At 60.6% G+C, this 25,743-nt stretch carries 27 protein-coding genes; 5 read left to right on the forward strand and 22 right to left on the reverse strand.

What is annotated here, in order from left to right; genetic code table 11:
- Positions 1-52 precede the first annotated feature (52 nt).
- From THIX_RS17340 to THIX_RS17350, 3 genes are all read left to right on the forward strand, one after another.
- Positions 53-466, forward strand: a complete 414-nt coding sequence (locus THIX_RS17340) for an Mth938-like domain-containing protein (protein WP_112487182.1) — start codon at positions 53-55, stop codon at positions 464-466.
- Between the two features lie 135 nt (positions 467-601).
- Positions 602-1,066, forward strand: coding sequence for a peroxiredoxin (locus tag THIX_RS17345; RefSeq protein WP_112487183.1), 465 nt, complete (start codon positions 602-604; stop codon positions 1,064-1,066).
- 196 nt (positions 1,067-1,262) lie between these two features.
- On the forward strand, positions 1,263-2,945 hold the full coding sequence (locus tag THIX_RS17350; RefSeq protein ID WP_112487184.1) for a PhoH family protein: 1,683 nt from the start codon (positions 1,263-1,265) through the stop codon (positions 2,943-2,945).
- Between the two features lie 56 nt (positions 2,946-3,001).
- On the opposite strand, the gene dnaB is transcribed toward THIX_RS17350, so the two are convergent.
- From dnaB to ppsA, 6 genes are all read right to left on the reverse strand, one after another.
- Complete coding sequence (gene dnaB / locus THIX_RS17355; protein ID WP_112487185.1) at positions 3,002-4,366, reverse strand: replicative DNA helicase; 1,365 nt, start codon at positions 4,364-4,366, stop codon at positions 3,002-3,004.
- Between the two features lie 115 nt (positions 4,367-4,481).
- A complete protein-coding gene (gene rplI, locus THIX_RS17360; protein WP_112487186.1) occupies positions 4,482-4,934 on the reverse strand; it encodes a 50S ribosomal protein L9 in 453 nt (150 codons plus the stop codon).
- Between the two features lie 19 nt (positions 4,935-4,953).
- Complete coding sequence (gene rpsR, locus THIX_RS17365) at positions 4,954-5,235, reverse strand: 30S ribosomal protein S18 (protein ID WP_112487187.1); 282 nt, start codon at positions 5,233-5,235, stop codon at positions 4,954-4,956.
- Positions 5,207-5,536 (reverse strand): primosomal replication protein N, encoded by a 330-nt coding sequence (locus THIX_RS17370; RefSeq protein ID WP_371413013.1) that lies wholly within the window; start codon positions 5,534-5,536, stop codon positions 5,207-5,209. The genes rpsR and THIX_RS17370 overlap by 29 nt, the downstream gene beginning before the upstream one ends.
- Complete coding sequence (gene rpsF / locus THIX_RS17375; RefSeq protein ID WP_112487189.1) at positions 5,533-5,895, reverse strand: 30S ribosomal protein S6; 363 nt, start codon at positions 5,893-5,895, stop codon at positions 5,533-5,535. The genes THIX_RS17370 and rpsF overlap by 4 nt, the downstream gene beginning before the upstream one ends.
- A 93-nt stretch (positions 5,896-5,988) precedes the next feature.
- Positions 5,989-8,388: a phosphoenolpyruvate synthase gene (ppsA, locus tag THIX_RS17380; RefSeq protein ID WP_112487190.1), complete on the reverse strand. Its 2,400-nt coding sequence runs from the start codon at positions 8,386-8,388 to the stop codon at positions 5,989-5,991.
- A gap of 194 nt (positions 8,389-8,582) precedes the next feature.
- Here ppsA and THIX_RS17385 point away from each other — a divergent pair, with 194 nt between their 5' ends.
- Entirely contained in the window at positions 8,583-9,401 is an 819-nt protein-coding gene (locus THIX_RS17385) for a pyruvate, water dikinase regulatory protein (RefSeq protein WP_112488441.1), read from the forward strand.
- Between the two features lie 68 nt (positions 9,402-9,469).
- Positions 9,470-10,597, forward strand: a complete 1,128-nt coding sequence (locus THIX_RS17390; RefSeq protein ID WP_112487191.1) for a DegV family protein — start codon at positions 9,470-9,472, stop codon at positions 10,595-10,597.
- Between the two features lie 30 nt (positions 10,598-10,627).
- Here the strand turns inward: THIX_RS17390 and THIX_RS17395 are convergent, their stop codons facing one another.
- The 16 genes from THIX_RS17395 to rpsB all read right to left on the reverse strand — a co-directional run bounded on the left by THIX_RS17395 (position 10,628) and on the right by rpsB (position 25,727).
- The gene (locus THIX_RS17395; protein WP_112487192.1) at positions 10,628-11,410 is read right to left on the reverse strand and encodes an RNA methyltransferase; all 783 of its coding nucleotides are present in this window, start codon (positions 11,408-11,410) and stop codon (positions 10,628-10,630) included.
- Between the two features lie 12 nt (positions 11,411-11,422).
- The gene (gene rnhB, locus THIX_RS17400; protein ID WP_233224613.1) at positions 11,423-12,031 is read right to left on the reverse strand and encodes a ribonuclease HII; all 609 of its coding nucleotides are present in this window, start codon (positions 12,029-12,031) and stop codon (positions 11,423-11,425) included.
- Positions 12,032-12,044: 13 nt separating this feature from the next.
- Positions 12,045-13,184, reverse strand: a complete 1,140-nt coding sequence (lpxB, locus tag THIX_RS17405) for a lipid-A-disaccharide synthase (protein WP_112487194.1) — start codon at positions 13,182-13,184, stop codon at positions 12,045-12,047.
- Positions 13,185-13,206: 22 nt separating this feature from the next.
- On the reverse strand, positions 13,207-13,998 hold the full coding sequence (gene lpxA, locus THIX_RS17410; protein ID WP_112487195.1) for an acyl-ACP--UDP-N-acetylglucosamine O-acyltransferase: 792 nt from the start codon (positions 13,996-13,998) through the stop codon (positions 13,207-13,209).
- Positions 13,999-14,008: 10 nt separating this feature from the next.
- Positions 14,009-14,455: a 3-hydroxyacyl-ACP dehydratase FabZ gene (fabZ, locus tag THIX_RS17415; protein ID WP_112487196.1), complete on the reverse strand. Its 447-nt coding sequence runs from the start codon at positions 14,453-14,455 to the stop codon at positions 14,009-14,011.
- Entirely contained in the window at positions 14,452-15,537 is a 1,086-nt protein-coding gene (lpxD, locus tag THIX_RS17420) for a UDP-3-O-(3-hydroxymyristoyl)glucosamine N-acyltransferase (RefSeq protein ID WP_112487197.1), read from the reverse strand. Before lpxD ends, fabZ begins: the two co-directional genes overlap by 4 nt.
- A gap of 2 nt (positions 15,538-15,539) precedes the next feature.
- Positions 15,540-16,103, reverse strand: coding sequence for an OmpH family outer membrane protein (locus THIX_RS17425; RefSeq protein ID WP_199195327.1), 564 nt, complete (start codon positions 16,101-16,103; stop codon positions 15,540-15,542).
- A 17-nt stretch (positions 16,104-16,120) separates the two neighbouring features.
- Positions 16,121-18,406, reverse strand: coding sequence for an outer membrane protein assembly factor BamA (gene bamA, locus THIX_RS17430; protein ID WP_112487198.1), 2,286 nt, complete (start codon positions 18,404-18,406; stop codon positions 16,121-16,123).
- Between the two features lie 19 nt (positions 18,407-18,425).
- The gene (gene rseP / locus THIX_RS17435; protein WP_112487199.1) at positions 18,426-19,784 is read right to left on the reverse strand and encodes an RIP metalloprotease RseP; all 1,359 of its coding nucleotides are present in this window, start codon (positions 19,782-19,784) and stop codon (positions 18,426-18,428) included.
- A gap of 57 nt (positions 19,785-19,841) precedes the next feature.
- Complete coding sequence (gene ispC, locus THIX_RS17440; protein ID WP_112487200.1) at positions 19,842-21,017, reverse strand: 1-deoxy-D-xylulose-5-phosphate reductoisomerase; 1,176 nt, start codon at positions 21,015-21,017, stop codon at positions 19,842-19,844.
- Positions 21,014-21,901 carry a phosphatidate cytidylyltransferase gene (locus THIX_RS17445; RefSeq protein WP_233224765.1) on the reverse strand — a complete coding sequence of 296 codons (888 nt, stop codon included), beginning with the start codon at positions 21,899-21,901 and terminating at the stop codon, positions 21,014-21,016. The genes ispC and THIX_RS17445 overlap by 4 nt, the downstream gene beginning before the upstream one ends.
- Positions 21,870-22,547, reverse strand: a complete 678-nt coding sequence (gene uppS, locus THIX_RS17450) for a polyprenyl diphosphate synthase (protein WP_112487202.1) — start codon at positions 22,545-22,547, stop codon at positions 21,870-21,872. Before uppS ends, THIX_RS17445 begins: the two co-directional genes overlap by 32 nt.
- Before the next feature lie 96 nt (positions 22,548-22,643).
- On the reverse strand, positions 22,644-23,204 hold the full coding sequence (frr, locus tag THIX_RS17455) for a ribosome recycling factor (protein WP_112487203.1): 561 nt from the start codon (positions 23,202-23,204) through the stop codon (positions 22,644-22,646).
- Between the two features lie 24 nt (positions 23,205-23,228).
- Positions 23,229-23,939: a UMP kinase gene (pyrH, locus tag THIX_RS17460; protein ID WP_112488443.1), complete on the reverse strand. Its 711-nt coding sequence runs from the start codon at positions 23,937-23,939 to the stop codon at positions 23,229-23,231.
- 37 nt (positions 23,940-23,976) lie between these two features.
- Positions 23,977-24,897 (reverse strand): translation elongation factor Ts, encoded by a 921-nt coding sequence (tsf, locus tag THIX_RS17465; RefSeq protein WP_112487204.1) that lies wholly within the window; start codon positions 24,895-24,897, stop codon positions 23,977-23,979.
- A 71-nt stretch (positions 24,898-24,968) separates the two neighbouring features.
- Positions 24,969-25,727 carry a 30S ribosomal protein S2 gene (gene rpsB, locus THIX_RS17470; RefSeq protein WP_112487205.1) on the reverse strand — a complete coding sequence of 253 codons (759 nt, stop codon included), beginning with the start codon at positions 25,725-25,727 and terminating at the stop codon, positions 24,969-24,971.
- Positions 25,728-25,743: the final 16 nt, after the last annotated feature.

A 25,743-nucleotide genomic window follows, 5' to 3' on the forward strand; every position in this document is an offset into this window, starting at 1 on the left:
CTATAATCTAACGTGTTTGCAAGCGCCATCCCCAAGGCGGAACCCCTATTTCATGAAGCTGCAACCGGATTCGAACCAGGCCCAGTTCACCATTTCCGCACAAGGCCCCGGCTTCGTGGAGGTCAACGGCGTGCGCTATGCGCATGGCATCTGCCTTGGCTCCGACATGCCGCCCGAGGTCTGGGGTCAAGACGGCTTCACTGCCCTTGCCGAAAGCCATTTCGCTCGCCTGGTTGAAAGCGAGCCGGAAATCATCATTGTCGGCACCGGAAGCCGTCAACAGTTCCCGAAACCTGCACTGTTGCGCGTGTTGATGGAGCATGGCATCGGTTTCGAGGTCATGAACACGGCTGCAGCCTGCCGGACCTACAACATCCTCGCCGCTGAGGGCCGCAGGGTCGTGGCCGGACTGATGGTTGGTCCTCTGCTGGATACGCCTATTGCTGCACGCGGCGATGATTTGTAACTCCACTTGCTAAAATGCGCATTGTTGTTTGACGGGTGACTTCGGCAGGCGTGGGCGTTCAGCCCGCAATGCGGTAACGGTGGGGTTCATTCATCAGCCGTTACCGACCTGTACGGCCCGCTATCAGGAGACTTCATGGCTTTGGTGCTTAACAAGCTTGTTCCGGATTTCGAGGCTACGGCCACCAGCGAAATCAAATTCAGCCCAAAAAACTATCAGGGCAAAAAACTCATCCTGTATTTCTACCCCAAGGACATGACGCCGGGATGCACCACCGAGGCCATGCAGTTTCGTGACCTCTATGCGGAGTTCGAAGCGGCAGGCGCCGTCATCTTCGGTGTCTCGCGCGACAACCTGGTCTCGCACGACAAATTCCGCACTCACCTCGAATTGCCCTTCGACCTGATTGCCGACACCGAAGAAAAGCTTTGCCACATGTTCGGCGTGGTGAAGAACAAGATCATGTACGGCAAGAAGGTCAAGGGTATTGAGCGCAGCACTTTCTTGTTCGACGCCGAGGGTGTTCTCCGTGAGGAATGGCGCGGCGTCAAGGTGGCCGGTCACGTTGAAGAAGTGCTCGAAGCCGTACGCCAACTTTGAATCCAGCAGGACACAGGCCTCTGTCCGCCGCGCAAGCTTTGCCATGCGCAAAATGGCTGGTATGTCGCCAGTTGGTCCGTGTCGCAAACCACACAACCGCTTTTCGGTCATAGCTGAAAGCGGTTGTGTGCTTTGCGGCCCCCGTTTTCGCTAACGTCTAGCCCTCGCCTGCGCCCCTTCCCACCAGTTCATCGCCATGCCCCTGCCCCAGCCCCCCACGAAACTCGGTTCCCTCGTCAAAGCCTCGTCGGTGCCCGATGACCAGGCGGTGGCTGCGCGCCCCAACCAGACGCGCAACGCTGTTCCAGCCAAGCCAGCACAAACCCGTACGGCCGAGCGCATTCGGCCCAATGCCGAGGTTTCGTCCCATCCAGCACCTTCATTTGCGCTGGCCACCAGCACATTGGAGGCATCCGCGGACGCCCGGCCCAGCAAGCCCAACGCACCGCGCAAAGCTGCCAAGCGAGTTGCCGAAAAGACAGCAGAAGTGGCGAAGTTATTCGTGCTGGACACCAATGTCCTGATGCACGATCCGACCTCTTTGTTCCGCTTCGAAGAGCACGATGTGTACCTACCCATGATCACGCTCGAAGAGCTGGATGGGCACAAGAAAGGCATGTCCGAGGTGGCCCGCAACGCACGCCAGGCCAGCCGGGAGTTGGACGCGCTGGTGGCCGGTGTCGAGGGCGGCATCGAGTCGGGCATCAGGCTGGATCACACCGGTCACCGCGAAGCGCGCGGCCGGCTGTTTTTCCAGACCCGCGCGCACGAAGCACGCTTGCCCGAGGCCCTGCCGCAAGGCAAGGCCGACAACCAGATTCTGGCCGTCCTGCAGGCGTTGACACAGGCGCATACCGAGCGACCCGTGGTGCTGGTGTCCAAGGACATCAATATGCGTGTGAAGGCACGTGCCCTGGGCCTGCACGCGGAAGACTATGCCAACGACAAAACGTTGGACGACGCGGACTTGCTCTACACAGGCGTCTTGCCGCTACCGGCCGATTTCTGGGAGCAGCAGGCACAGTCGGTGGAGAGCTGGCAGCAAGGCGGTCAACCCTTCTACCGTCTGCAGGGACCACTGGTTTCAGCCATGCTGGTGAACCAGGCGGTGTACTGGGAGTCGCCCAGCGCCACGCCCTTGTATGCAAGGGTGAAGGAAATTCGTGCATCCACCGCGGTGCTGCAGGTCATCCGCGACTTCAGCCATCAGAAGAACGGTGTCTGGGGCGTCACGGCGCGCAACCGTGAACAGAATTTCGCGCTGAATCTGCTGCTCGACCCGGAAGTGGATTTCGTCACCCTCACGGGCCACGCCGGCACCGGCAAGACCTTGCTCGCGCTGGCGGCAGGCCTCTATCAGGTGCTGGAGGAGCGACGCTACAACGAAATCATCATCACCCGGGTCACGGTTCCGGTCGGCGAAGACATCGGTTACCTGCCGGGCACCGAAGAAGAAAAAATGTCCCCCTGGATGGGCGCGCTTGACGACAACCTCGAAGTGCTGAACCAGTCTGGCGGAGCATCCCAGGGGGGTGAATGGGGGCGTGCCGCGACGCAAGAACTCATCCGCTCGAAGATCAAGATCAAGAGCATGAACTTCATGCGCGGTCGCACCTTTCTGAACAAATTCGTCATCATCGACGAAGCCCAGAACTTGACGCCCAAGCAAATGAAAACGCTGATCACGCGCGCCGGCCCCGGCACCAAGATCATCTGCATGGGCAATATCGCACAGATCGATACACCCTACCTCACCGAGGGCAGCTCAGGTCTGACCTATGTGGTCGACCGTTTCAAGGGCTGGAAGCACAGCGGGCACATCACCCTGGCGCGCGGCGAACGCAGCCGTCTGGCCGATCACGCCACGGAAATTTTGTAAGCCCGGCGCATGGCATTCAAGGGGTGGCAGACCATCCGGTTTGTCGCCCCTTCTTCTCAGAACTCGCGCGCCAGATTCTCGAACCGCGTGAGTTGCCGCAGGAATGCAAGATTGACCACGCCGATCGGGCCATTACGCTGCTTGGCGATGATGATCTCGGCAACGCCCTGATCCTTCGAGTCCTTGTTGTAGACCTCGTCGCGGTAGATGAACAGAATCACGTCGGCATCTTGCTCGATGGCGCCGGATTCGCGCAGATCGCTCATCACCGGACGGCGGTCGGTGCGTTTTTCCAGATCGCGGTTGAGCTGCGACAAGGCGATCACCGGGCATTGCAATTCCTTGGCCAGGGCCTTGAGTGAACGGGAAATCTCGGAAATTTCAGTCGCGCGATTCTCGCCTTCGCGTGACGAGGTCATGAGCTGCAAATAATCGACCACGATCAAGCCAAGCTTGCCGCACTGGCGAGCCAAACGCCTGGAGCGCGCGCGGACCTCCAGCGGGTTGAGCGCCGGCGACTCGTCGATATGGATTTGCACCTCGTCCAGGCGCTCGATGGTCTCGGGTAGGCGCGACCATTCGTCTTCCGTGAGCTGTCCAGTGCGCAGATGCGATTGATCGATGCGTCCCAGGGAACCAACGATGCGCAACACCAATTGCGAAGCTCCCATCTCCATACTGAACACAGCCACCGGCAATTGCTCGTTGACGGCCACATGCTCGGCAATGTTGATGGCGAGCGAGGTCTTGCCCATGGAGGGTCGACCCGCGATGATGACGAGATCGCCTGCCTGCATGCCGGCCGTCATGCGGTCCAGATCGGCAAAGCCCGTGGCCACGCCGGTGATGTCGGAGCCGCCATGCTCGGAGAGTTGCTGCACGCGGTCGAGCAATTCGCCGAGCAACTGCTTCATGGGCTGAAAACCAGCCTTGCCGCGGGCGCCGGCTTCGGAAATGGCAAAGATTCGCGACTCCGCTTCATCCAGAATCTGCTGCACCGCCCTACCCTGCGGGTTGAGCGCGCTCTGGGCTATTTCGTCGCTGATGGTGACGAGATTGCGCAAAATGGCGCGTTCTCGAACGATTTCTGCATAGCGGCGGATGTTTGCCGCACTCGGCACACCCTGCGCCAATGCATTGAGGTAGACGAGGCCGCCGCAAGACTCCGCCTGGCCATGCAGCTGCAAGGCCTCCAGCACGGTGATGACATCCGCGGGCTTGGTGGCCTGGATCAACCCGCTGATGGCTTGATAGATCAGCCGATGCTCATGACGATAGAAAAAATTGACATGCAGGATGTCGGCAACGCGGTCGAAGGCCTGATTGTCGAGCATGAGCCCACCCAAAACCGACTGCTCGGCCTCGGCCGAGTGCGGAGGTGTGCGCAAACCCTCGAGGGTGGAATCCATCATGGCAGGCATGGTGACGAGCTTATCAGTGGGAACGGGTGTGGAAGCAATGGATGGCCGATGGTTGGCAATCGGAGACAAAAAAGCCGCGCTCGTGCGCGGCTTTTTTGCTGAAGCGGGAGAACCCTCAGGCGTGCTCGCCCAGCACCGCAACGGTGATGGCCACGGTCACGTCGGTGGTCAGCACCACGTCCACCGCATGGTCGCCCACGGTTTTGAGCGGACCATCCGGCAAGCGCACGGCGGCTTTCGCGACGTTGAAACCTTGCTTGCCCAGGGATTCGGCAATGTCGTGGTTGGTGATGGAACCGAACAAGCGGCCATCAACGCCGGCTTTCTGCACCAGTTGCACCGTCAAGCCTTCCATCTGCACGGCGAGAGCTTGGGCAGCGGCCAATTTGTCGGCAGCCAACTTCTCCAGTTCAGCGCGCTTGGCTTCGAATTCACGCAAGGCCTGGGCCGTGGCGGTGCGTGCCTTGCGCTGAGGAATCAGGAAGTTACGGCCATAGCCGTCCTTCACTTTGACCACATCGCCAAGATTGCCGAGGTTGGTCACTTTTTCGAGCAGAATGATTTGCATGGGAATTGTCCTTGGCTGTTCAGCTCTTGTGCTGGTCGGAGAACGGCATCAGGGCCAAAAAGCGCGCACGCTTGATGGCCGTATTGAGTTGACGCTGGAAAATCGAGCGCGTGCCGGTCAGGCGTGCAGGAATGATCTTGGCATTTTCAGCCAGGAATTCGCGCAGCGTGTCCAGGTCCTTGTAGTCAATCTGCTTGACACCGGCGACGGTGAAGCGGCAGAAGCGCTTGCGCTTGAACAGCGAAGATTGCTGGTTGCGTTTGGGTTTGTTCTTACGGTCGGTCTTCTTGAAATAGGCCATGTTCAGGCTCCAAAATCCATTCGGTAATGTTCAGCTTCAGGGTTCGAGATCCACGGCGGTTGGGCATCAGATAGCCTGCAAGATGGAGAAGCTGGCCTGCTTGCACATGCTGAAGTTTGCGCGCCATGAGGGAGAAAGCGACGCATTGCAACTCCAGTTCGATCTGCTGCACGTGGCTGGCAAGGGCTTGTGTGGATGCGTGGTTCACACGCAAATCCAGCGCCTCGACGCCAGCCGGTGTGTAGCGCAGCGCGCCGCGCTCGATCACCGTTGCGAGAATCTCGAGTCGGTTGATGCTCAGGCAACTTGCTCCGGCTGTGCTTTGCGGGCCTCTTCGCGCTCAACCGAACGCATCATGACGGATGGCTGGGTCTCGGCCTTGTCCATCTTGACGATCAGGTGGCGCAGCACAGCATCGCTGAACTTGAAACCATGTTCCAGTTCCTGCAACACATCCTGATTGGCCTCGATGTTCAGGCACAGATAGTGGGCCTTGGCCAGTTTCTGAATCTGATAGGCCATTTGACGACGGCCCCAATCCTCGAAGCGATGAACCACGCCTCCCTTGCTGGTCACCACGCTTTTGTAGCGCTCGACCATCGCGGGGACTTGCTCGCTCTGGTCAGGGTGAACGATGAGAATGATTTCATAATGACGCATATGGACTCCTTCTAACCCACGGGGGGTTTCTTTGCGGATAAAGCCGCCCAGGGCGTCAGTCCCAGTGCGGCAAAGAAAACGTTTGATTATAGATTAGTGCGCTGGGTTGACGGCCAAAGCTTGCCAAGTGGCAACCACGGTGTCCGGATTCAGCGAGATCGACTCGATACCTTGATCCATCAGCCAGCGCGCCAAATCGGGGTGATCGGACGGGCCCTGGCCGCAGATGCCAACGTATTTGCCGCTGGCCAGGCAGGCACCGATGGCCTGCTTGAGCAAGGCCAGCACGGCCGGGTCGCGCTCATCAAAAGCCTCGGCAACCAGCCCCGAGTCACGGTCCAGGCCCAGGGTGAGTTGGGTCAGGTCGTTCGACCCGATGGAGAAGCCATCGAAGAATTCGAGAAAGTCGGCCGCCAGCACGGCGTTCGATGGCACCTCGCACATCATGATGAGCCGCAAGCCGTTCTCGCCGCGTTTGAGCCCGTTGCGCGACAACAGTTCGATCACCCCGCGCGCTTCCTTCAAGGTCCGCACGAACGGCACCATGATCTCCACATTGGACAGGCCCATCTCGTCGCGCACACGCTTGAGGGCGATGCATTCCATCTCGAAGCTCTGAGCGAAGTCGCGCGAGACATAGCGTGATGCGCCGCGGAAACCCAGCATGGGGTTTTCCTCATCGGGCTCGTAGCGCGAACCGCCGATGAGCTTTTTATATTCGTTCGACTTGAAGTCCGATAGGCGGACGATGACGGGCTTCGGGTAGAACGCGGCACCGATGGTGGCGATACCTTCGGTGAGTTTGTCGATGTAGAACGCGCGCGGACTGGCGTGGCCGCGCGCGACGCTTTCCACCGCCTTCTTCAAGTCGGCGTCGACGTTGGGATACTCAAGCACGGCGCGCGGGTGGACTGCAATGTTGTTGTTGATGATGAATTCCAGACGGGCCAGACCGACACCGCCATTGGGAATCTGGGAGAAGTCGAACGCCAGTTGGGGATTGCCGACATTCATCATGATCTTGACGGGGATGTCCGGCATCTCGCCGCGCCTGACCTCGGTCACCGACGTCTCCAGCAACCCTTCGTAGACGATGCCTGTATCGCCTTCGGCGCAGGAGACGGTGACCAACATGCCATCCTTGAGCAAGTCGGTCGCATCGCCACAACCGACGACTGCCGGTATGCCGAGTTCGCGCGCAATGATGGCAGCGTGGCAGGTGCGTCCGCCACGGTTGGTGACGATGGCCGACGCCTTTTTCATCACCGGTTCCCAGTTCGGGTCGGTCATATCGGTGACGAGGATGTCGCCAGCCTGCACCTGATCCATTTCGGCCACGGAATCGACCACCCGGACTGGGCCGGCTCCGATTTTTTGGCCGATCGCACGTCCGGTGACGAGAGACGTACTTTTCTGCATCAGCGTGAAGCGCTGTTCGGCACGCCCATGCGCGCGCGATTTCACGGTTTCAGGCCTTGCTTGAAGAATATAGATCTGGCCATCCTTGCCGTCCTTGCCCCATTCGATGTCCATCGGTCGCCCATAGTGCTGTTCGATGGTCAGCGCGAAGGCGGCCAACTCGGTGGCTTCGGCGTCGCTCAGGCTGTAGCGGTTGCGCAGTTCTGCGGGCGTGTCCACGGTTTGCACGAGACGATCCGAGCCGGCTGGCGCAAATTCCATGCGGATGAGCTTCGAGCCCAGATTGCGGCGAATGACGGCCGCCTTGCCAGCGCGCAGCGTCGGTTTGAAAACATAGAACTCGTCGGGATTGACAGCGCCCTGCACCACCGTCTCGCCCAGGCCATAGGACGAGGTGATGAAGACCACGTCCTCGAACCCGGACTCGGTGTCCAGGGTGAACATCACACCCGCGGCGCCAAGATCGCTGCGCACCATGCGCTGGATGCCCGCGGAAAGCGCAACCTGGTGATGCTCGAAACCCTGATGCACGCGGTAGGAAATCGCGCGGTCGTTGAACATCGAGGCGAAGACATGTCGAACTTTGTCGAGTACGGCGTCGATGCCGGTGACGTTGAGGTAAGTTTCCTGCTGACCCGCGAACGAGGCGTCTGGCAAGTCTTCGGCGGTTGCCGAGGAGCGCACGGCGAAGCTGGCGTCAGGTTGAGCGGCGGACAGCGCGCTGAAATGCTCGCGGATGGCGGCTTCCAGCGCGGCGGGTAGCGGCGTATCGCTGACCCACTGCCGGATGTTGGCTCCCGTACGTGCCAGGACGCGCACATCGTCGGCATCCAGGTGGTCGAGCGCCTGCTTGATGCGTGCGTCCAGCCCTCCTTGCTGCAGAAACTGGCGGAATGCGAAGGCCGTGGTGGCGAAACCACCGGGCACGCGAACACCACTTGCCGTCAGTTGACTGATCATTTCACCGAGCGAGGCGTTCTTGCCCCCCACCACCTCGACGTCCTGCATCCTCAACTTCTCGAATGGCACCACCCAGTCGGTGTCGCAAAAGCGCACCTGGCTTTGATTTGACATGAACAACCCTCAATAGAATGAAAGAAATCTGGGCAAGTCCTGCGAGGGCTTGGCAAACACGGGGGCTGCACCGGTTGTTTTTGCTGTTTTGATGTAGCCGCGGTGCTTGAGGGCGCGCGAAAAGGCGAAGTCCTGCAGGCGAGTCTTGACTCTGATTCTAAAGCCCGGACCGGCTTTCTTCGGTGCAACGCAACATGCCTAATCGTTCAGTCTTTTTCGTCTCGGACGGAACCGGGATCACCGCCGAAACCTTCGGCAATTCCATCCTTGCGCAATTCGACGCCCAGCCCCATCGCGTGCGCCTGCCCTTCGTCGACACGGTGGAGAAGGCGCATCAGGCGGTGGAGCGCATCAACCTGGCCACGCGCAACGAGGGGCGTCCGCCGGTTGTCTTCATCACCCTGGTGAACACCGAGGTGCTTCAGGTCATCCGTTCTTGCAATGGCTTGGTGATGGATATGTTCACGACCTTCGTCGAGCCGCTGGAAATCGCCTTCGGCATCAAGTCCAACCACCGCATCGGGCAGTTCTCCGACATCGCCAAAAGCTCGCGCTACAACGACCGGATGGACGCGATCAATTTCGCCTTGCTGCATGACGATGGCCAATCGTCGCGCAACTTGGCGCTGGCCGATGTCATCCTGGTCGGCGTGTCGCGCAGTGGCAAAACCCCAACGTCCTTGTATCTGGCCATGCAGCATGGCGTGCGTGCCGCAAATTACCCGCTGATTCCGGAAGATTTCGCCCGCATGTGCCTGCCTTCGGCGCTGACGCAGCATCGCAGCAAGTTGTTCGGCCTGAGTATCGCGCCGGAGCGCTTGAGCGAAATTCGCCGCGAGCGCAAGCCTGGCAGTACTTATGCCTCTTTGCACAACTGCATGGAAGAGGTCGCCGAGGCCGAGCGCTTGATGCGACGCGAAGGCATACGCTGGCTGTCATCCACACATAAGTCCATTGAGGAAATCGCCACCACGATCCTGCAGCTCATTCGTCCCGACAGGTTGGAATATTGAGATCAACGTCTGGGCCGCGATGCTTCGCTCAAATCCACCCCACGCACTGCTCCTCCCCTCGCCCGACCATGGCCACGACTTCGTACGAAAGCAATAAAAACGAATATCTGCTGGGGTTTGCCTCCACCCAGCAAAACCAGCCTGAGCAGGAGCAGGCGTTGCCGATCAATCCACTGCGACATGAAAACCCGTATGGCGTGGTGATGGTGGATGCCGCGGCTGACATCTCCAGCGCGATGGCGCAGCACCCGCGCCTGCGCGTCCTGCCGTTGGCCATCCAATGGCCTGGGCGCACCTTCATGGACAAGGGCTTGCGGGAAAAACGCGGCGAATTGCGCCATATGGGGCGCGAGCGACTGCGCACGGCGCAAATCGCCGCACCCAGCGTGGAAGGGCTCGAGTACCGCCTCTATCCCAACATCGCCGTCAATGCCGACTGGTTGATCTATATCGGATCCCTGCGCGCGCTCAACGATCCTGCCGCCGCACTGCAAACGCTGCTACTGCAGCATCTGGAAGAAATTCACGAACTGCGGCGCAGTCGTGGGTTGCCGGCCGATCTGCAAGTGCTCTGCCTCGATGGCGGCTCGATGCTCTCGGGCCCTGCTTTGCAGGCGCGCGTTCTGCTGAAAAAACTTGACGCTGGCGAACCAGTCAATCAGGTGGCGCAGACAGCCGCCCAGATGTCGAGCATGACCCGCCAGTGGCTGGTCCCGCGCTATCCGGGGGATATGGCGGCGACACTCTCCAGGTTGGCCAATCCGGCGCTGAACCCTTGGGTGCAGGCCTGTTCATCGGGGATCAACAAACTCTGGAATCCTTACCCGATTTTGTCCAGTGGGCCCGACGGGCTGCATTGCATGTCACGAACCAAACGCTGGCGCACTGCAGTTGCCGCGGTCTTTGCGCACACCGAACAAAGCCTGCTGGAGGGTGGCATTCAAGGGACTTCCATGCAGATCAGTTTTGATGGCAGCATTCGCGAATTGCAGGCATGGCCCGAATTTGCGCGCCTGCGCCAGCAGGCGGATCACATGCAGGTGCGCCTGCATGTCACCCATATGAGCTTGGCCGGACGTATCTGGGCCTCGTCCGGTTCACTCAGCCTGGCTTTGATGCAAGCGCCCGCAAACCCTGCCGATGCTGAGCCGCCGGCACGTCGTCTTCACGCTGCGCACCAGCTTGGCTGGGGCTGAGTTTGAGACTTGGCGTGCGCCAAAGGCCTCTCAGCCCTCGGCCAGCTGGCGTTGGCGCACACCCTCGAAGAGGCAAACCGCGGCGGCAGAGGCCACATTGATGGATTCGATCGGCCCTGCCTGGGGAATTCGGACGACGGCTGAACATTTGGCCATGAGGTGCTCAGAAATGCCCTGCCCTTCATTGCCGAACACCCAAGTCACGGGCTGATTCAAATCCAACTCATACAAACCCATATCTGCGACGGAAGCCGTGGCGTAGATCGGGCGTGGAACGATGTTCGCAACCTGGTCCCAGGGTGCGTCCTCGAAGATGGGCAAGTAGAAATGGGCTCCCATGGCGGCGCGCAAGACTTTGGGCGTCCATGCTCCAGCCGTGCCTCGCAGCAGATAGACCGCGCCGCAACCGGCCGCAGCTGCCGTGCGCAAGATGGTGCCGACATTGCCCGCATCCTGAATGCGGTCGAGCACGACCGCAGCACCCGGCTTGGGCTTGGCGCCCTTGGGTTTGTCGATCAACATGCCCACTTGCGGGCCATTTTCCACCGTGGAAATCCAGCTGAAGAGGGCGCGATGCAGGATGACCGTGTTCGTGCTCCCAGCGCGCTCGACCAGGGCTGCGATTTCAGGTTGCAGCAGGCCATCGTCAGTCGTCACCAAGGGGTCGGCATGATGGCCGCTATCGAGCGCGGCCTGCACAAGATGAATGCCTTCGAGCCAGACTTGGCCGAGGCGTTTGACCGCGCCGGGTTCGCTGCTCAGCGCGCGCAGTGTTTTGACCAATGGGTTTTCAGCGGAAATGATGCGCTTCACGGCGGCCTTCGCTCAAGGTTGGATCAGGTGTCGTATGGGGGAAAAACTGTGGCGATGTTCGGCGCAGGGGCCATGGCGTTGCAAGGCGAGCCGATGCTGCATTGTGCCGTAGCCGAAATGCCGATCAAACCCGTAAACAGGGTGATCCTTGGCTAGGGACTGCATCAGCCGATCGCGGTAGACCTTGGCGATGATGGAGGCGGCACTGATGGCCGGTTGCGTGGCATCGCCGCCGACGATGGCCTGGCAAGGCATGGGCAGTGCAGGCGTGCGATTGCCGTCGACAAGCACGAGATCAGGCTGCAGCTTGAGTGCCGCCACGGCGCGCTGCATGGCCAGTAGCGTGGCTTGAAGAATGTTGATCTGGTCAATTTCCTGGGCACTGGCCCGCCCCAGGCTCCAGGCAAGACAATGCTCGCGGATCTGAATATCCAGGATTTCACGACGCTTGCTGGAGAGCTTTTTGGAGTCAGCCAAACCGGCAATCGGGCAATGGGGATCGAGAATGACGGCTGCCGCGACCACGGGGCCTGCCCAAGTGCCACGCCCCACTTCGTCACACCCCGCGACGTGCGCGACGGACAGTTCGCATTCGGAGTTGGGCCATGCTGGTTGCTGCACGACGGGGATCATCTCATCCAGCCTTGGCAGCTTCGAGAATGGCCTGTGCGGCAAGGCTTGCCGTCGGCCGACGCAACTGCGCATGCAGTTCGGCGAAGCGGTCTTGCAACTGCGCTCGTCGCACGCTGTCTTGCAGCAGCCTTTCGGCCGCTTCGGCCAGTGCGTCGGGGGTGCAGGCATCTTGCAGCAGTTCGGGCACCAGAAACTCGCGCGCAAGAATATTGGGCAGACCAACCCAGGGCTGGTAGCCCTTGCCCGCCATGAGTCGCCGCGACAGCTCGGGCACACGGTAGCCAATCACCATCGGGCGTTTGAACAAAGCGCATTCCAAGGTTGCCGTGCCACTCGCCACCAGGGCCAGGTCGCAAGCGGCCATGACGGCGTGTGACTTGCCATGCGTGAACTGGACCTCGAGTCCCGGCACAGCCTGCAACTGCCGCCGCAGCAAGGGCAGCAGACTCGGGTGCGCGACGGGCAGAACCATACGCGCACCATGACGCTGCTGCAGCCGTCGTGCAGCGCCGAGAAAGCTGGGAGCGATGTGCTGAATTTCCCCAAGCCGGCTGCCGGGCAGAATACCGATGACCAGGGCATCTTGAGCCAGTCCGAGCAACTGGCGCGCGCCATGCCGATCCGGCTGGTCGGGAATCACTTCCGCCAAAGGGTGTCCGATATAGGTGGCACGCACGCGGGTCTGGGCATAAAGCTCAGGCTCGAACGGAAAGACACAGAGCATGTGATCGACCGCCTGGGTAATACCGAGCAGACGTTCGCGCCGCCAAGCCCAGATGGATGGACTGACCAGGTGCACGGTGGGAATGCGGGCTTCGCGCAGACGGCGCTCCAAACCCAGATTGAAATCGGGCGCATCGACCGCGACGAACACGGCAGGTGGCTGGCGCAGCAGGCGTAGACGCAGTTGCCGACGCATCCACAGCAACTCAGGCAGACGTGGCAGCACCTGGGTGTAGCCATTCACGGCCAGGCGCTCGGTCGACCACCAGGCGGTGAAGCCTTGTTCGCGCATGCGCTCGCCACCGATACCTGCGCACGCCACATCAGGCCACACCTGGCGAAGTGCGGCAAGGACATGGGAGGCCAGCAAATCCCCAGACGGTTCCCCGGCGACCATGGCGACGAAGCCGACTGACATGGCAGGAGAGCCGCAGCTTGACTCAGGGGCGAACAATGCCGCGCTTGCTGGCCGCGATGAAACCGAGCAATTGCGCCAGATCTTCGCGACTGCTGGCATGCGTTGCCTGCAACTCGGCCAGCGCGGCCACTGCCTGTTGCAGCGACAAACCCTGGCGATAGAGCTTGCGATACGCCTCGCGCAAAACGGCGATGCGCGCCACATCGAAGCCGCGTCGGCGCAGACCTTCGGCGTTAATGCCGTGAGGCGCCCCAGGGTTGCCTGCGAGCAGCACGAACGGTGGCACGTCCTGCGTGACGACGGAGCTGAGGCCGGTCATCACATGCGCACCGATTTGCACGAACTGATGCACCGCCGTATAGCCACCCAGGACGGCCCAGTCGCCGACATGCACATGCCCGGCCAGTTGTGCGCTATTGGCAAAGACGGTGTGGTTGCCAACCTGGCAGTCGTGCGCCAAGTGCACATAGGCCATGACCCAGTTGTCGTCGCCCAAGCGGGTGACGCCTGCGTCCTGCGCCGTGCCCAGGTTCAGGGTGCAGTATTCGCGAATGGTGTTGCGGTCGCCGATATGCAACTCGGTCGGTTCGCCAGCGTACTTCTTGTCCTGGGGAATGCCGCCGAGCGAGCAGTAAGCGTGAATCTGGTTGTCACGGCCGATACGGGTGCGTCCTTGGACGCAGACATGCGGGCCGATCCCTGTGCCCGCGCCGATTTGGACTTCGGGGCCGATGACGCAAAAGGGCCCGATGCGAACGCTGGAATCGATCTGCGCCTTGCCGTCGACGATTGCCGTGGGATGAATCAAGCTCAAGGCAGCCCCGTCAGTCGATCTGGCGTTCGGTACACATCAACTCAGCCTGCGCCACGATTTCGTCGTCAACCCGCGCCACGGCATCGAACTTGTAGATGCTGCGCATTTGACGAACCATCTCCACCTCGAGCATGAGCCTGTCCCCTGGCACGACCGGACGCTTGAAGCGGGCGCCGTCGATGCCCACCAGGTAGTACACCGAACTCTCCTCGGCACCCTGCTCCAGGGTACCGAAGGCAAGAATGCCAGCAGCCTGTGCCAGAGCCTCAAGGACGAGAACGCCCGGCATGATGGGTTTTTGCGGAAAATGTCCTGAGAAATAGGGCTCGTTGAACGAGACATTCTTGTAACCCAAAATGCGCTTGCCCTTTTCGAACTCCACCACCCGATCGATCAGCAAGAAGGGGTAGCGGTGAGGAAGAAGTTTCTGGATCTGGTTGATGTCAAAAACAATCATGGTTTGGTCGAGTCAGGGAGTGCCTGTGTTTCAAGTTTGTTTTCGAGTTGTCGCACTCGGCTGCGAAGTTGCGACAGATGCCGTAGCGCTGCCGCATTTTCTGACCAGTTCTGGTGGGTATCCAGCGGGAAGGCTCCTGTGTAATGCCCCGGCTGACGCACGGAACGTGAGACCAGTGACATGCCGCCAATCACGACATGGTCCGCAATCTCCAGGTGCCCGGCAATGCCCACGCCGCCGCCGATGAAGCAGTAGGCGCCAATACGCGTGCTACCCGAAACGCCGACGCAACCAGCCAACGCGGTGTGGGGGCCGATTTGTACGTTGTGCGCGATTTGCACCAGATTGTCGATCTTGACGCCGTCGCCAATGCGGGTGTCGTCCAGCGCGCCACGGTCGATGGTCGTGTTGGCGCCGATCTCCACATCGTTGCCAATGCGCACGCTGCCGGTTTGCGGGATCTTGACGCCGGCGCCGTTTTCATCTCGGGCATAGCCAAAGCCGTCCGCCCCGATCACCGCGCCCGAATGCACGATGCAGCGCGCGCCCAAAGTGCAGCCCGCAAGCACCACCGCGCGCGGATGCAAGCGCGTACCTTGGCCAATGATGGCGTTGCGACCAACAAAGCAACCCGCGCCGATATGGGCGGCATCATGGATCACTGCGCCGCGCTCGATCACGGCACATGGGCCAACCACAGCGGTTGGAGCCAGAGCGGCCCCCGCTTCAACCACGGCAGAGGCGTGAACTCCAGCCACTTCAGACTCAGCCTGCAACTCGGCAAACCACTGGGCAAGCCGGGCGTAATACAGGTACGGGTCTGGCGTCAGAATGGCTGCCTGGAAACGTTGCGCCTCGGCCTCCAGATCGGGCGGCATGACCATGCAACCGGCTTGCGTGGTGCTCAGCCACTCACGCTTGCTGCTGTGACTGAGGTAGGCGATGTCGGTTGCGCCGGCGCGCTCGATGGACGCGATGCGCAGAACCTGGTGCTGCGCATCACCCCGCAGGGTGCCGCCCAATGCGGCGACAATCTCGCCAACCCGCAGGCCCTTTGCGGCTCCCAGGGGCTGCTCGCTCATGATTACTTGCTGGAAGCATCCAAGGCCTTCAGGACCTTGTCGGTGATGTCAATGCGAGGGTTAACGTACACGGCATCCTGGAAAATGATGTCGTAGTTATCCTTCTCGGCAATTTCCTTCACGACCTTGTTCGCCTTGTCGAGCACGATGGCCAGGGCGGCATTGCGCTTGGCGTTCAGGTCTTCGCCAAACTCGCGCTGCTTGCGCTGAAAGTCCCGGTTCATGTCCGCCAGTTGTTGCTGGGAGTTGATGCGATCGCTATCCGACATCACCGGGCCATCTTTTTCAAGTTTCTGGTTCAGCGCCTTGATCTTGGCGGCCATGTCCTGAAGTTCCTTGTCGCGTTTGGAAAACTCGGATTCGAGTTTTTGCTGCGCGGTTTTCGCCAAGGTTGAATCTTTCAGAATACGTTCGGTATTGATGAAACCGATTTTTCCAGTCGCCCCTGTTGCTGCCACGGGCTTGGCCGGCGCTGACTGAGCGTTGGCGGGCATGCTGGCAAAGAGCGTTGCCGCGCAAAAACTGGCAACAATGGTGTAACGAGTCAGGCAAGTCATCGACATCATGGTGTTTGGGATGGTGATCAGAAGGCGGTACCGACAGTGAACTGGAAGGCTTGCAGCTTGTCGCTGGGCTGCGAACGAATGGGCTTGGCAATGCTGAACTTCAGGGGGCCGATTGGGGAGATCCACGATACCGCCACACCGACTGAAGCGCGCATATCCGACAAGCTGACCTTTTGATTCTCACCCCAGACATAGCCGCTGTCGAGGAAGGTCGACATGCGCAGGCTCTTGTCCGCGCCCGTTCCCGGGAATGGGAACTGGTATTCAAAATCAGCCACGAGCAGTTTGGCCCCCCCAAGTGCATTGCCTTGCGCATCTTGCGGACCCAAGGAGCTTTGCTGGAAGCCGCGTACGGTGCCGATGCCACCGGCATACAGATTCTTGAAAATGGGAAGAGGTCTGCCATTCAAGCCATGGGCATAGCCCACCAGCCCGTTGAATGCCAGGTTGGTCTGCCGGGTGACCGGCAAGAACTGCTGGAATTGATAGGTTGAGCGAACGTAGCGCAAGCTGCTGAATGGGCTGTACTCCACGCTCAGACGCTGGTAGCGCCCATCGGTGGGAACCAGCGCGCTGTTGCGGCTGTCTCGTTGCCAGCCGATGGTCAGAGGAATGCCGGAGGAGGTTTTGCCGAACTGGTTGACGTAGGCGATATAGGAGGCCGGCGCGCCCGGTGCCAGATCGAGGGTGTATTGCTCGAAGCCAGCACCGAAGAACACACGATCGAGTTCGGTGAAGGGCACGCCGAACTGGACATTGAAACCCGGCGTCGTGATCGTGTAGTTGTTGCCCTGACTGGAATAAGGCCGGATGGTGCGATAGTAGGCGTTGACCGTGCGGCTGATCCCGTCTTGGGTGAAATACGGGTTGGTACTGGACACCGACAAGGTTCGGTAATAGCTGGACGTGTTGAAGTCGACGCTCAGGTTGTTACCGCTACCAAAAATATTGTCTTGGCTCACCGAAGCGTTGAATGAGATGCGGTTGGCGCTGGAAAACCCGACGCCCAAGCCCAACATGCCGGTGGGTTTTTCGGTGACATGCATGTCCAAGTCGGCTTGGTCGCTGGTGCCAGGAACCTCGCGGGTACCGAGTGTTGCATCCTTGAAGTAGCCCAGACGATCGACGCGGTCGCGCGATAGCTTGATGCGGTCGACGTCATACCAGGCGTCCTCGAATTGACGGAATTCGCGGCGGATGACTTCGTCGCGGGTCCGGGTGTTGCCGGAGATGTCGATGCGACGGACGTAGATTCGCTTGCCCGGATCGGCATCGATGGTGAAGAAGACCTCGTGCGTTTCACGATTGATCTCGGGCTTGGGCTCGACACGGGCGAAGGCATAACCATAGACGCCGAATTTCTCGACGATGGATTTGACGCTTTCATTGAGCAGCTTGGCACTGTAGATATCGCCCGGCTTGAGCCTCACCAGCGCTCGGAACTCATCGGCCAGACCGAGATAGTTGCCTTCAAGCTTGTAGCCTGAAACCGAGTACTTCACTCCCTCGTGAATGTTGACGGTGATGAATATGCTGTTCTTGTCGGGTGACAGTGCCACCTGGGTCGACTCGATGCGGAAATCGAGATAACCGCGATCGAGGTAATACGAGCGCAAGGTTTCGAGGTCGGCGTTGAGTTTGGCACGCGAGTACTGGTCGGACTTGGTGTACCAGCTCAGCCAGCCGGGGGTGGAGAGCGAGAAAAGGTCGCGCAGATCGCTTTCGCTATAGACCTTGTTGCCGACGATGTGGATGGCACGAATCTTGGCGATCTCACCCTCGGTGACATTGAACAGCACATTGACGCGGTTGCGCTCCAGCGGCGTCACGGTGGTGGTGACCTCTGCCGCGTAGTAGCCCTTCGCCAGATATTGCTGCTTGAGTTCCTGCACCGCCTTGTCGACCAAGGCCTGGTCGAAAGGACGGGCCTCGCCAAGCCCCACCTGGCTGAGCGCCTCGGTCAAGGTTTTTTTCGGAAACTCCTTGGTACCGACGAACTCGACACTGGCGATCACCGGACGTTCTTCCACGATGATGGTGACCACATCGTTGTCGGTGCGGACGCGCACATCCTTGAACAGCCCGGTGGCGAACAGAGCCCGAATGGCGGCAGCGCCGTTCTCCGGGGTGTAGGTGTCGCCCACGCGAAAGGGCAAGTAGCTGAAGACGGTCCCTGGTTCGGTTCTTTGAAGGCCATCGACGCGGATGTCCTTGATGACGAATGTGTCGGCGGCGTAGGCCTGGGCACAGGCCACAGCCAACACGGCCACGGCAGTACCCTGCAATGCGTGACGGAACCTCAAATTAACCTCGGAGTTGGGATCAATGCATGGGCCCGATCAACCGGGCGAAGTCGTTGTAGAGCGCAATGGTCATCATCAGTGCAATGATGACAAGGCCGCCTTGCTGCAGCCTTTCCTGCAAACGCTGGGGAATACTGCGACGCGTAAAACCTTCGATCGCATAATACAAGAGATGCCCCCCATCCAAGACGGGTAGCGGCAGCAGATTCAACACACCCAGACTCACGCTGATGATGGCCAGAAAGCTGATGTAGGACAACCAGCCGAGTTCGGCACTGCGGCCAGCGTAGTCCGCAATGGTCACGGGTCCACTCAGATTGCTGAGGGATGCCTGGCCGATGACCATTTTCCCCAGCGTCTTGAGCGTGAGCGCGCTCAATTCCCAAGTGCGTGAGAAGCCCTGGACCACGGCACCCAGGGGTCCATTCTTGACCACCACGGTTGGAATTTCACCGCCCAGCATGGCCCCAATGCGCCAGACCCGTTGGCCATTCGACGCCAGATGCTGAACTTGGGGACGGATGGTCAAGGCGACGTTTTGTTGCCCGCGCTTCACCAGCAACTGCAGGGGCTTTCCAGCGCTGGCCTGGATGGCCTTGAGCAAGGCTTCAGCCCCACTGATGGCTTTGCCATCCACCTGCGTCACGACATCGCCGGCGCGCATGCCGGCCTTCTCGGCGGGGTCACCGGCGATGGTTTCACGAATCAATGCCGGCGGGCTTTTCAGTCGCAAGCCCCAGGTGGCGAGAAAGTCGGGCTGACTGGCTTTGTCCTCGGCGCCGGCAAAATGCAAGGTGACGTTCGAGGTGGCACCGTCAGCCGCCCTGAGCTGCATGCTCACGGTTTTCCCGTCCATGGCCGCAGTGAGCAATTGCAACTGCAGATCGGACCAGGACTGCACGGTCTGGGTACTGCCGTCGGCCGTGATGGCAACAACCTGATCGCCTGCGCGCACCCCGGCAACTGCCGCCGGACTGCCAGCAGCAGGGTCGCCCAAGAGGGCAACAGGCTGACGCACGCCGACGAATGCAACCACCGCAAACAGCGCCACCGCCAGCAGCAGATTGGCAGCAGGGCCCGCCGCCACGATGGCGGCGCGTTTGAACAGAGACTGGCGGTTGAAGGCGCGCGGCACATCGGCGGCAGGGACATCGCCTTCGCGTTCATCGACCATGCGCACGAAGCCACCCAACGGAATGGCGGCGATGACGAATTCAGTCTGGTCGGGTCCACGCTTCCACTTCAACAACGGCTTGCCAAAGCCAATGGAAAAGCGCAGCACCTTCACCCCGGCAGCCACCGCCACGCGGTAATGCCCATACTCATGAATCGCGATGAGCAGGCCGAGAGCGAAAAGAAAGGCAAGCACAGTGACCATCCGATACTCCTCAGGGCAACGCGCGACTTGCGGTGCCAACGTGGATTGTGCCTCGCTTCAAGGAACCAGGGTGTTGATACGGGACTGAGCCTGCTGGCGTGCCTGCTGGTCGAGTTCCAGCAGGCCGTCAAGGTTGCGCACAGCGTTGAGATTGACGTCGTTCAGTGTGTCGGCGTTCACGCGATGAATATCGGTGAAGCGCATCCGCCCCTGAAGGAAAGCCTCGACCGCCGTTTCGTTGGCGGCGTTGAGCACGGCACAGGCTCCCATGGGCATGGAGAGGGCGGCGTAGGCCAGTTGCAAACCGGGAAAACGCTGGGGGTCCGGCAATTCGAAATCAAGACGGCCGATGCGCGCCAAGTCCAGCCAGGATGCACCAGAAGTCATGCGCTGCGGGTAGGACAAACCGTAGGCGATCGGAGTGCGCATATCGGGCATGCCGAGTTGCGCCACAACCGAGCCGTCGTGATAGCCAACCATGGAATGCACGATGCTTTGGGGATGGATCAGCACCTGGATTTGCGCTGGCTGCATGCCGAACAAGTGATGCGCTTCGATGACTTCGAGCGCCTTGTTCATCATGGTGGCGGAATCCACCGAGATTTTTCGCCCCATGCTCCAGTTCGGGTGGGCGCAGGCTTGATCGGGGGTGATGTCGCGCAGCGTCGATGTGTCGGCCTGGCGGAAAGGTCCGCCGGATGCCGTGAGCGTGATGTCGCGCACGCTGCTCCGCCAGTGACTGCGCTCATCCGGCAGGCTTTGCAGAATGGCGCTGTGCTCGCTGTCGATGGGAATGAGCAGCCCACCACCTTGCTGCATGGCCTGCATGAAAAGCTCACCCGCCACCACCAGCGACTCCTTGTTGGCCAGCAACACGCGTTTGCCGGCACGCGCGGCGGCAATGCTCGAGGCAAGCCCCGCAGCCCCGACGATCGCAGCCATCACGATATCGGTCTCGACCGCTTGCGCGACTTGCACATGGGCCGCGTCGCCTTGCAGAACTTCGGTCTTGCTGCCATGAGACCGAAGGGCCGTTTGCAGGCGTTGGGCCGCTGCAGCATCGCTCAGCACGGCCAGGCGCGGGGCAAAACGCAGGCATTGCGCCAACAGCAGATCGTCACGCCTTTGAGCACCCAGCGCGTACACCTCGAAGGCTTCAGAGTGCAGGGCCAGCACCTCCAGCGTGCTTTGGCCGATGGAGCCGGTGGAGCCGAGAATCGCGACGCGTTTCATGCCATGAATAGCAGCGCAATGGGCAACAGGGGCAGGAGTGCATCGACCCGGTCGAGCACGCCGCCATGGCCGGGAAGCAGGCCGCTGCTGTCTTTCACGCCAGCATGGCGTTTGAGCAAGGATTCAAACAGATCACCCATGATGCTGAGGGTGACCAACAAAACGGCGCTGACCAGCATCGCAGGCATGCCATACGTTTGATCGATGCGCGCAAGCAAAGTGCCCGACAGGCCGGGTAGCGCACTGCACACCCAGGCATAAACCAGGACCGCCAGCAAGGCGGCGTAGGCCCCGGCCCAGGTCTTGCCCGGGCTGATGCGCGGCGCAAGCTTGCTGCGACCGAAAGCGCGGCCGCCGAAATAGGCAGCGATATCTGCCACCCAGGCGATGCCGAGCAGGGACAAGAGAAAGCCTGGGCCGGACTCACGGGCCAGCAGCAAGGCCAGCCATGCGGCAAACATCACGATAAAACCCAGCACCGCGAGAACGGCAGGCACGGCAAGAAACCGAGGCAGGTTCGCGCGCGGCAGACAAAAAGCGAGCAGAGCGATCCAGGCAAGGGCCGCTGCCATCAGGATCGGACGAAGATTGGCGATGGAACCAGCACCTCCAGCTTGCATCAGCAACAGCAGGGCCGCCGCCGTTGCCAACCAAAGCACGGCCCATACCACTGCCGCCATGGATTTGAAACCTGCCAGTCGCGCCCACTCCCACATGGCAGCGCTGGAAAAAAGGGCCATGACCAGGGCGAAGACCGAGAGTGACGCGAGGAAGAGCGTGGGAAGCAGCAGCGCCAGCAGGACGACTGCAGTGATGATGCGCGTGCGCAGCATGGAAGCTTGTGGACGCGCATCAGGCCACGCGCAGGCCAGGGGCCTGTGCATGCACCGTGCCGAAGCGCCGTTCGCGTTGCGCGTAATCGGCAATGGCGAGTGCCAGCGATTTTTCGTCGAAATCGGGCCAGAGAATGTCGGTGAAATAGAACTCGGTGTAAGCAATTTGCCAAAGCAAGAAGTTACTGATGCGCCGCTCACCGCCGGTGCGAATGAGCAGGTCGGGTGCTGGCACATCGGCGAGGCACAGATGCTGCGCCAATGACTCCTCGCTGATGGGTTCGCCGCTGGCCTGCAGCGCCTGCATCGCCTGCACCAGATCCCAGCGGCCACCGTAGTTGATCGCCACGTTGAGCACGAGACGCGTGTTTCCAGCGGACAGGTCTTCGGCTTGCTGCATCAACTCACGCATCGGCGTGTCGAACGCGCTGCGCTCGCCGACAAAACGCAGGCGCACGCCCTGTGCTGCCAACTCGCGGGTTTCGCGGCGCAACGCCTGCACGAAAAGATCCATCAGCGCCGAGACCTCATCGGCAGGACGATTCCAGTTCTCGGACGAAAAGGCAAAGACCGTGAGAAAAGGCACTCCCTGCGCGATACAGCCGCGCACCACGCTCTTCAGGGCATCGACCCCATATTTGTGCCCTGCCGTACGCGGCAGCAAGCGGCGTTGCGCCCAGCGCCCGTTGCCGTCCATCACCACGGCGATATGGCGCAAACCTGGGGGGGCTTGCTCGACTTGTTGCGGGACTTGCTTCGACGCCACTATCGCTCCTTGCTGGCTGCACCTGAGTCAGACTGCCAGAATTTCCGCTTCCTTCTGGGCGAGAAGTTTGTCGACTTCCACGATGAAACGATCGGTCATTTTCTGGATATCGTCCTGGGAACGGCGTTCATCATCCTCGGAGGCCTCTTTGGCTTTGACCAGATCTTTGAGCTGCTGGTTCGCATCGCGGCGCAAATTGCGCACCGCAACCTTGGCGCCTTCAGCCTCGTGCCTGATGACCTTGACCAGGTCACGTCTGCGCTCCTCGGTCAGCGCCGGCATGGGCACGCGAATCACGTCGCCCTGGCTCTGCGGGTTGAGGCCCAGGTCCGAATCGCGGATGGCTTTTTCCACCGCCTGGGCCAGCTTCTTCTCCCAGGGTTGCACGCTGATGGTGCGGGCGTCCAGCAGGTTGATATTGGCCACCTGATTGATGGGCATCATGGCGCCGTAATAGTCCACCATCACATGGTCGAGCAGGCCAGTGTGGGCGCGGCCGGTACGCACCTTGGCCAGATCGGATTTGAGCGCATCGATGGACTTGAGCATCTTCTGCTCGGTGTTTTTCTTGATGTCAGCGATCGTCATGATGATTCTGAGCTTGTGAGAAATTCAAAGATGCACCAGGGTGCCTTCCGACTCCCCCTGCACCACGCGCAGCAGCGCGCCGGGTTTGAGAATACTGAAGACGCGGATGGGCAGGCCCTGGTCGCGGCAGAGGGCAAAAGCTGTTGCATCCATGACCTGAAGGCGCTTGATGATGGCCTCGTCGAAGCTGATGCTGGGGTAACGCGTCGCCGTTGGATCCTTGGCCGGATCTGCAGTGTAGATGCCGTCCACCTTGGTGGCTTTGAGCATGACTTCGGCGCCGATTTCCGCCGCTCTCAGCGCTGCGGCCGTGTCCGTGGTGAAAAACGGATTGCCGGTTCCGCCGGCGAAAATCACCGACTTGCCTTCTTCCAGATATTGCAAGGCTTTGGGCCGCACGTAGGACTCGACCACTTGGTCGATGCTGATGGCGGACATGACGCGCGCCACCAGTCCGGCATGGCGCATGGCATCGGCCAAGGCAAGCGAGTTCATCACGGTCGCGAGCATGCCCATGTAATCGGCCGTGGCGCGGTCCATGCCGACGGCGCCCCCCGCCACCCCGCGGAAGATGTTGCCACCACCGATGACGATGGCAATCTGCACGCCGCTGCGCGTGACCTGGGCGATGTCTTCCACCATCTTCACGATGGTGGCGCGGTTGATGCCGTAAGCATCGTCGCCCATGAGGGCTTCGCCGGAGAGTTTGAGCAAAACCCGCTTGTAGCCACTCATGCGTGATGCCTCGCTTGCAGGAAGGTTGATCGAATGCTCAATGGGAGCGGGCAGCAGCGGCCTGCGCGGCAATTTGCGCGGCGACCTCATCGGCGAAATTTTCCGATTTTTTCTCGATCCCCTCACCCACGACATAGAGGGTGAACGCCTTCACGGTGGTGTTCGCCGCCTTCAGCATCTGTTCAACCGTCTGCTTGTCGTTCTTCACGAAAGCCTGGTTGAACAAGGACACTTCCTTCAAATACTTCTGCACGCTGCCTTCCACGCGCTTGGCCACGATCTCGGCCGGTTGCGGCGTCTTGCCCTCGGCCTTGGCCTTTTCGGCGTCTTCGGCAGCCTTTTGCATGGCAATCGAGCGCTCGGTCTCGATCAGGGCGGCAGGCACGTCGGCGGCCGACAGCGCCACCGGCTTCATGGCGGCCACGTGCATGGCCACGTCTTTGGCGGCCACTTCGTCGCCGACATACTCGACCACCACGCCGATGCGGGTGCCGTGCAGATAGCTGGCGAGTTTGGCATCGCCGGCAAAACGCTTGAAGCGACGGATCGACATGTTCTCGCCGATCTTGCCGATGAGCACCGCGCGGCGGGCTTCGATGGTGGTGCCGTCGACGGTCAGTGCCGACAACGCGGCGACGTCAGCCGGCTCGTGCTCGGCGACGAGTTGCGCCAGGGTCTTGCCAAAGGCGAGAAAATCGTCATTCTTGGCGACGAAGTCGGTTTCGCAGTTGATTTCGACCATCGCCCCGCTGGTGCCCGCAATGTGGATGGCGATGATGCCTTCGGCGGTGACGCGCGACGCGGCCTTGCTGGCCTTGCTGCCGAGCTTGACACGCAGCAACTCTTCAGCGCGACCCATATCGCCTTCAGCCTCGGTGAGGGCCTTTTTGCATTCCATCATGGGTGCGTCAGTTTTGGCGCGCAGTTCTGCGACCATGGATGCGGTGATTGCCGCCATATTCTTCTCCTGGATTGAACAAAGGGGCTGTAAACAGCCCCCTCGGTAGATCGAAAAACGCGAGGCTGGGTTCAGGCAGCGTGCGGCTCGTCCTGCACTTCGACGAACTCGCCGGACTCGTCCGCAGCCGTTTGCACGACTTCGTGCAGCGCGTCGTTCTTGCCCTCGAGAATGGCATCCGCCATGCCGCGGGTGTAGAGCGCAACGGCTTTGCCCGAGTCATCGTTGCCAGGAATGACATGGTCGATGCCGATGGGCGAGTGATTGGTGTCGACCACGCCGATGATCGGAATGCCCAGCATGTGCGCTTCGGCCACCGCGATCTTGTGATAGCCGACATCGATGATGAACAGCGCGTCCGGCAGTGCAGCCATGTCCTGAATGCCGCCGATGGACTTCACCAGTTTGTCCAGCTCGCGTTGGAACATGAGTTGCTCTTTCTTGGTCATGTGCTCCAGTGCGCCTTCGGCAGCCTGAATCTGCATGTCCTTGAGTTTTTTGATGGAGCCCTTGACCGTCTTGAAGTTGGTCAGCATGCCACCGAGCCAGCGCTCATTCACAAACGGCATGCCGCAACGCTCGGCCTCGGCCTGCACCAGCTCACCCGCCTGGCGCTTGGTGCCGACGAACAGGATGGTGCCGCGGCGCGCGGCCATCTGGCGGGCGTACTTGCAAGCGTCCTGGAACATCGGCAACGTCTTTTCGAGGTTGACGATATGGATCTTGTTGCGATGGCCGAAAATATACGGGGCCATCTTGGGGTTCCAGAAACGGGTTTGGTGACCGAAGTGCACTCCCGCTTCCAGCATTTCACGCATTGAAACACTCATGGTTTGTCCTAGGTTG

Source organism: Thiomonas sp. X19, assembly GCF_900089495.1.
GTDB lineage: Bacteria > Pseudomonadota > Gammaproteobacteria > Burkholderiales > Burkholderiaceae_C > Thiomonas_A.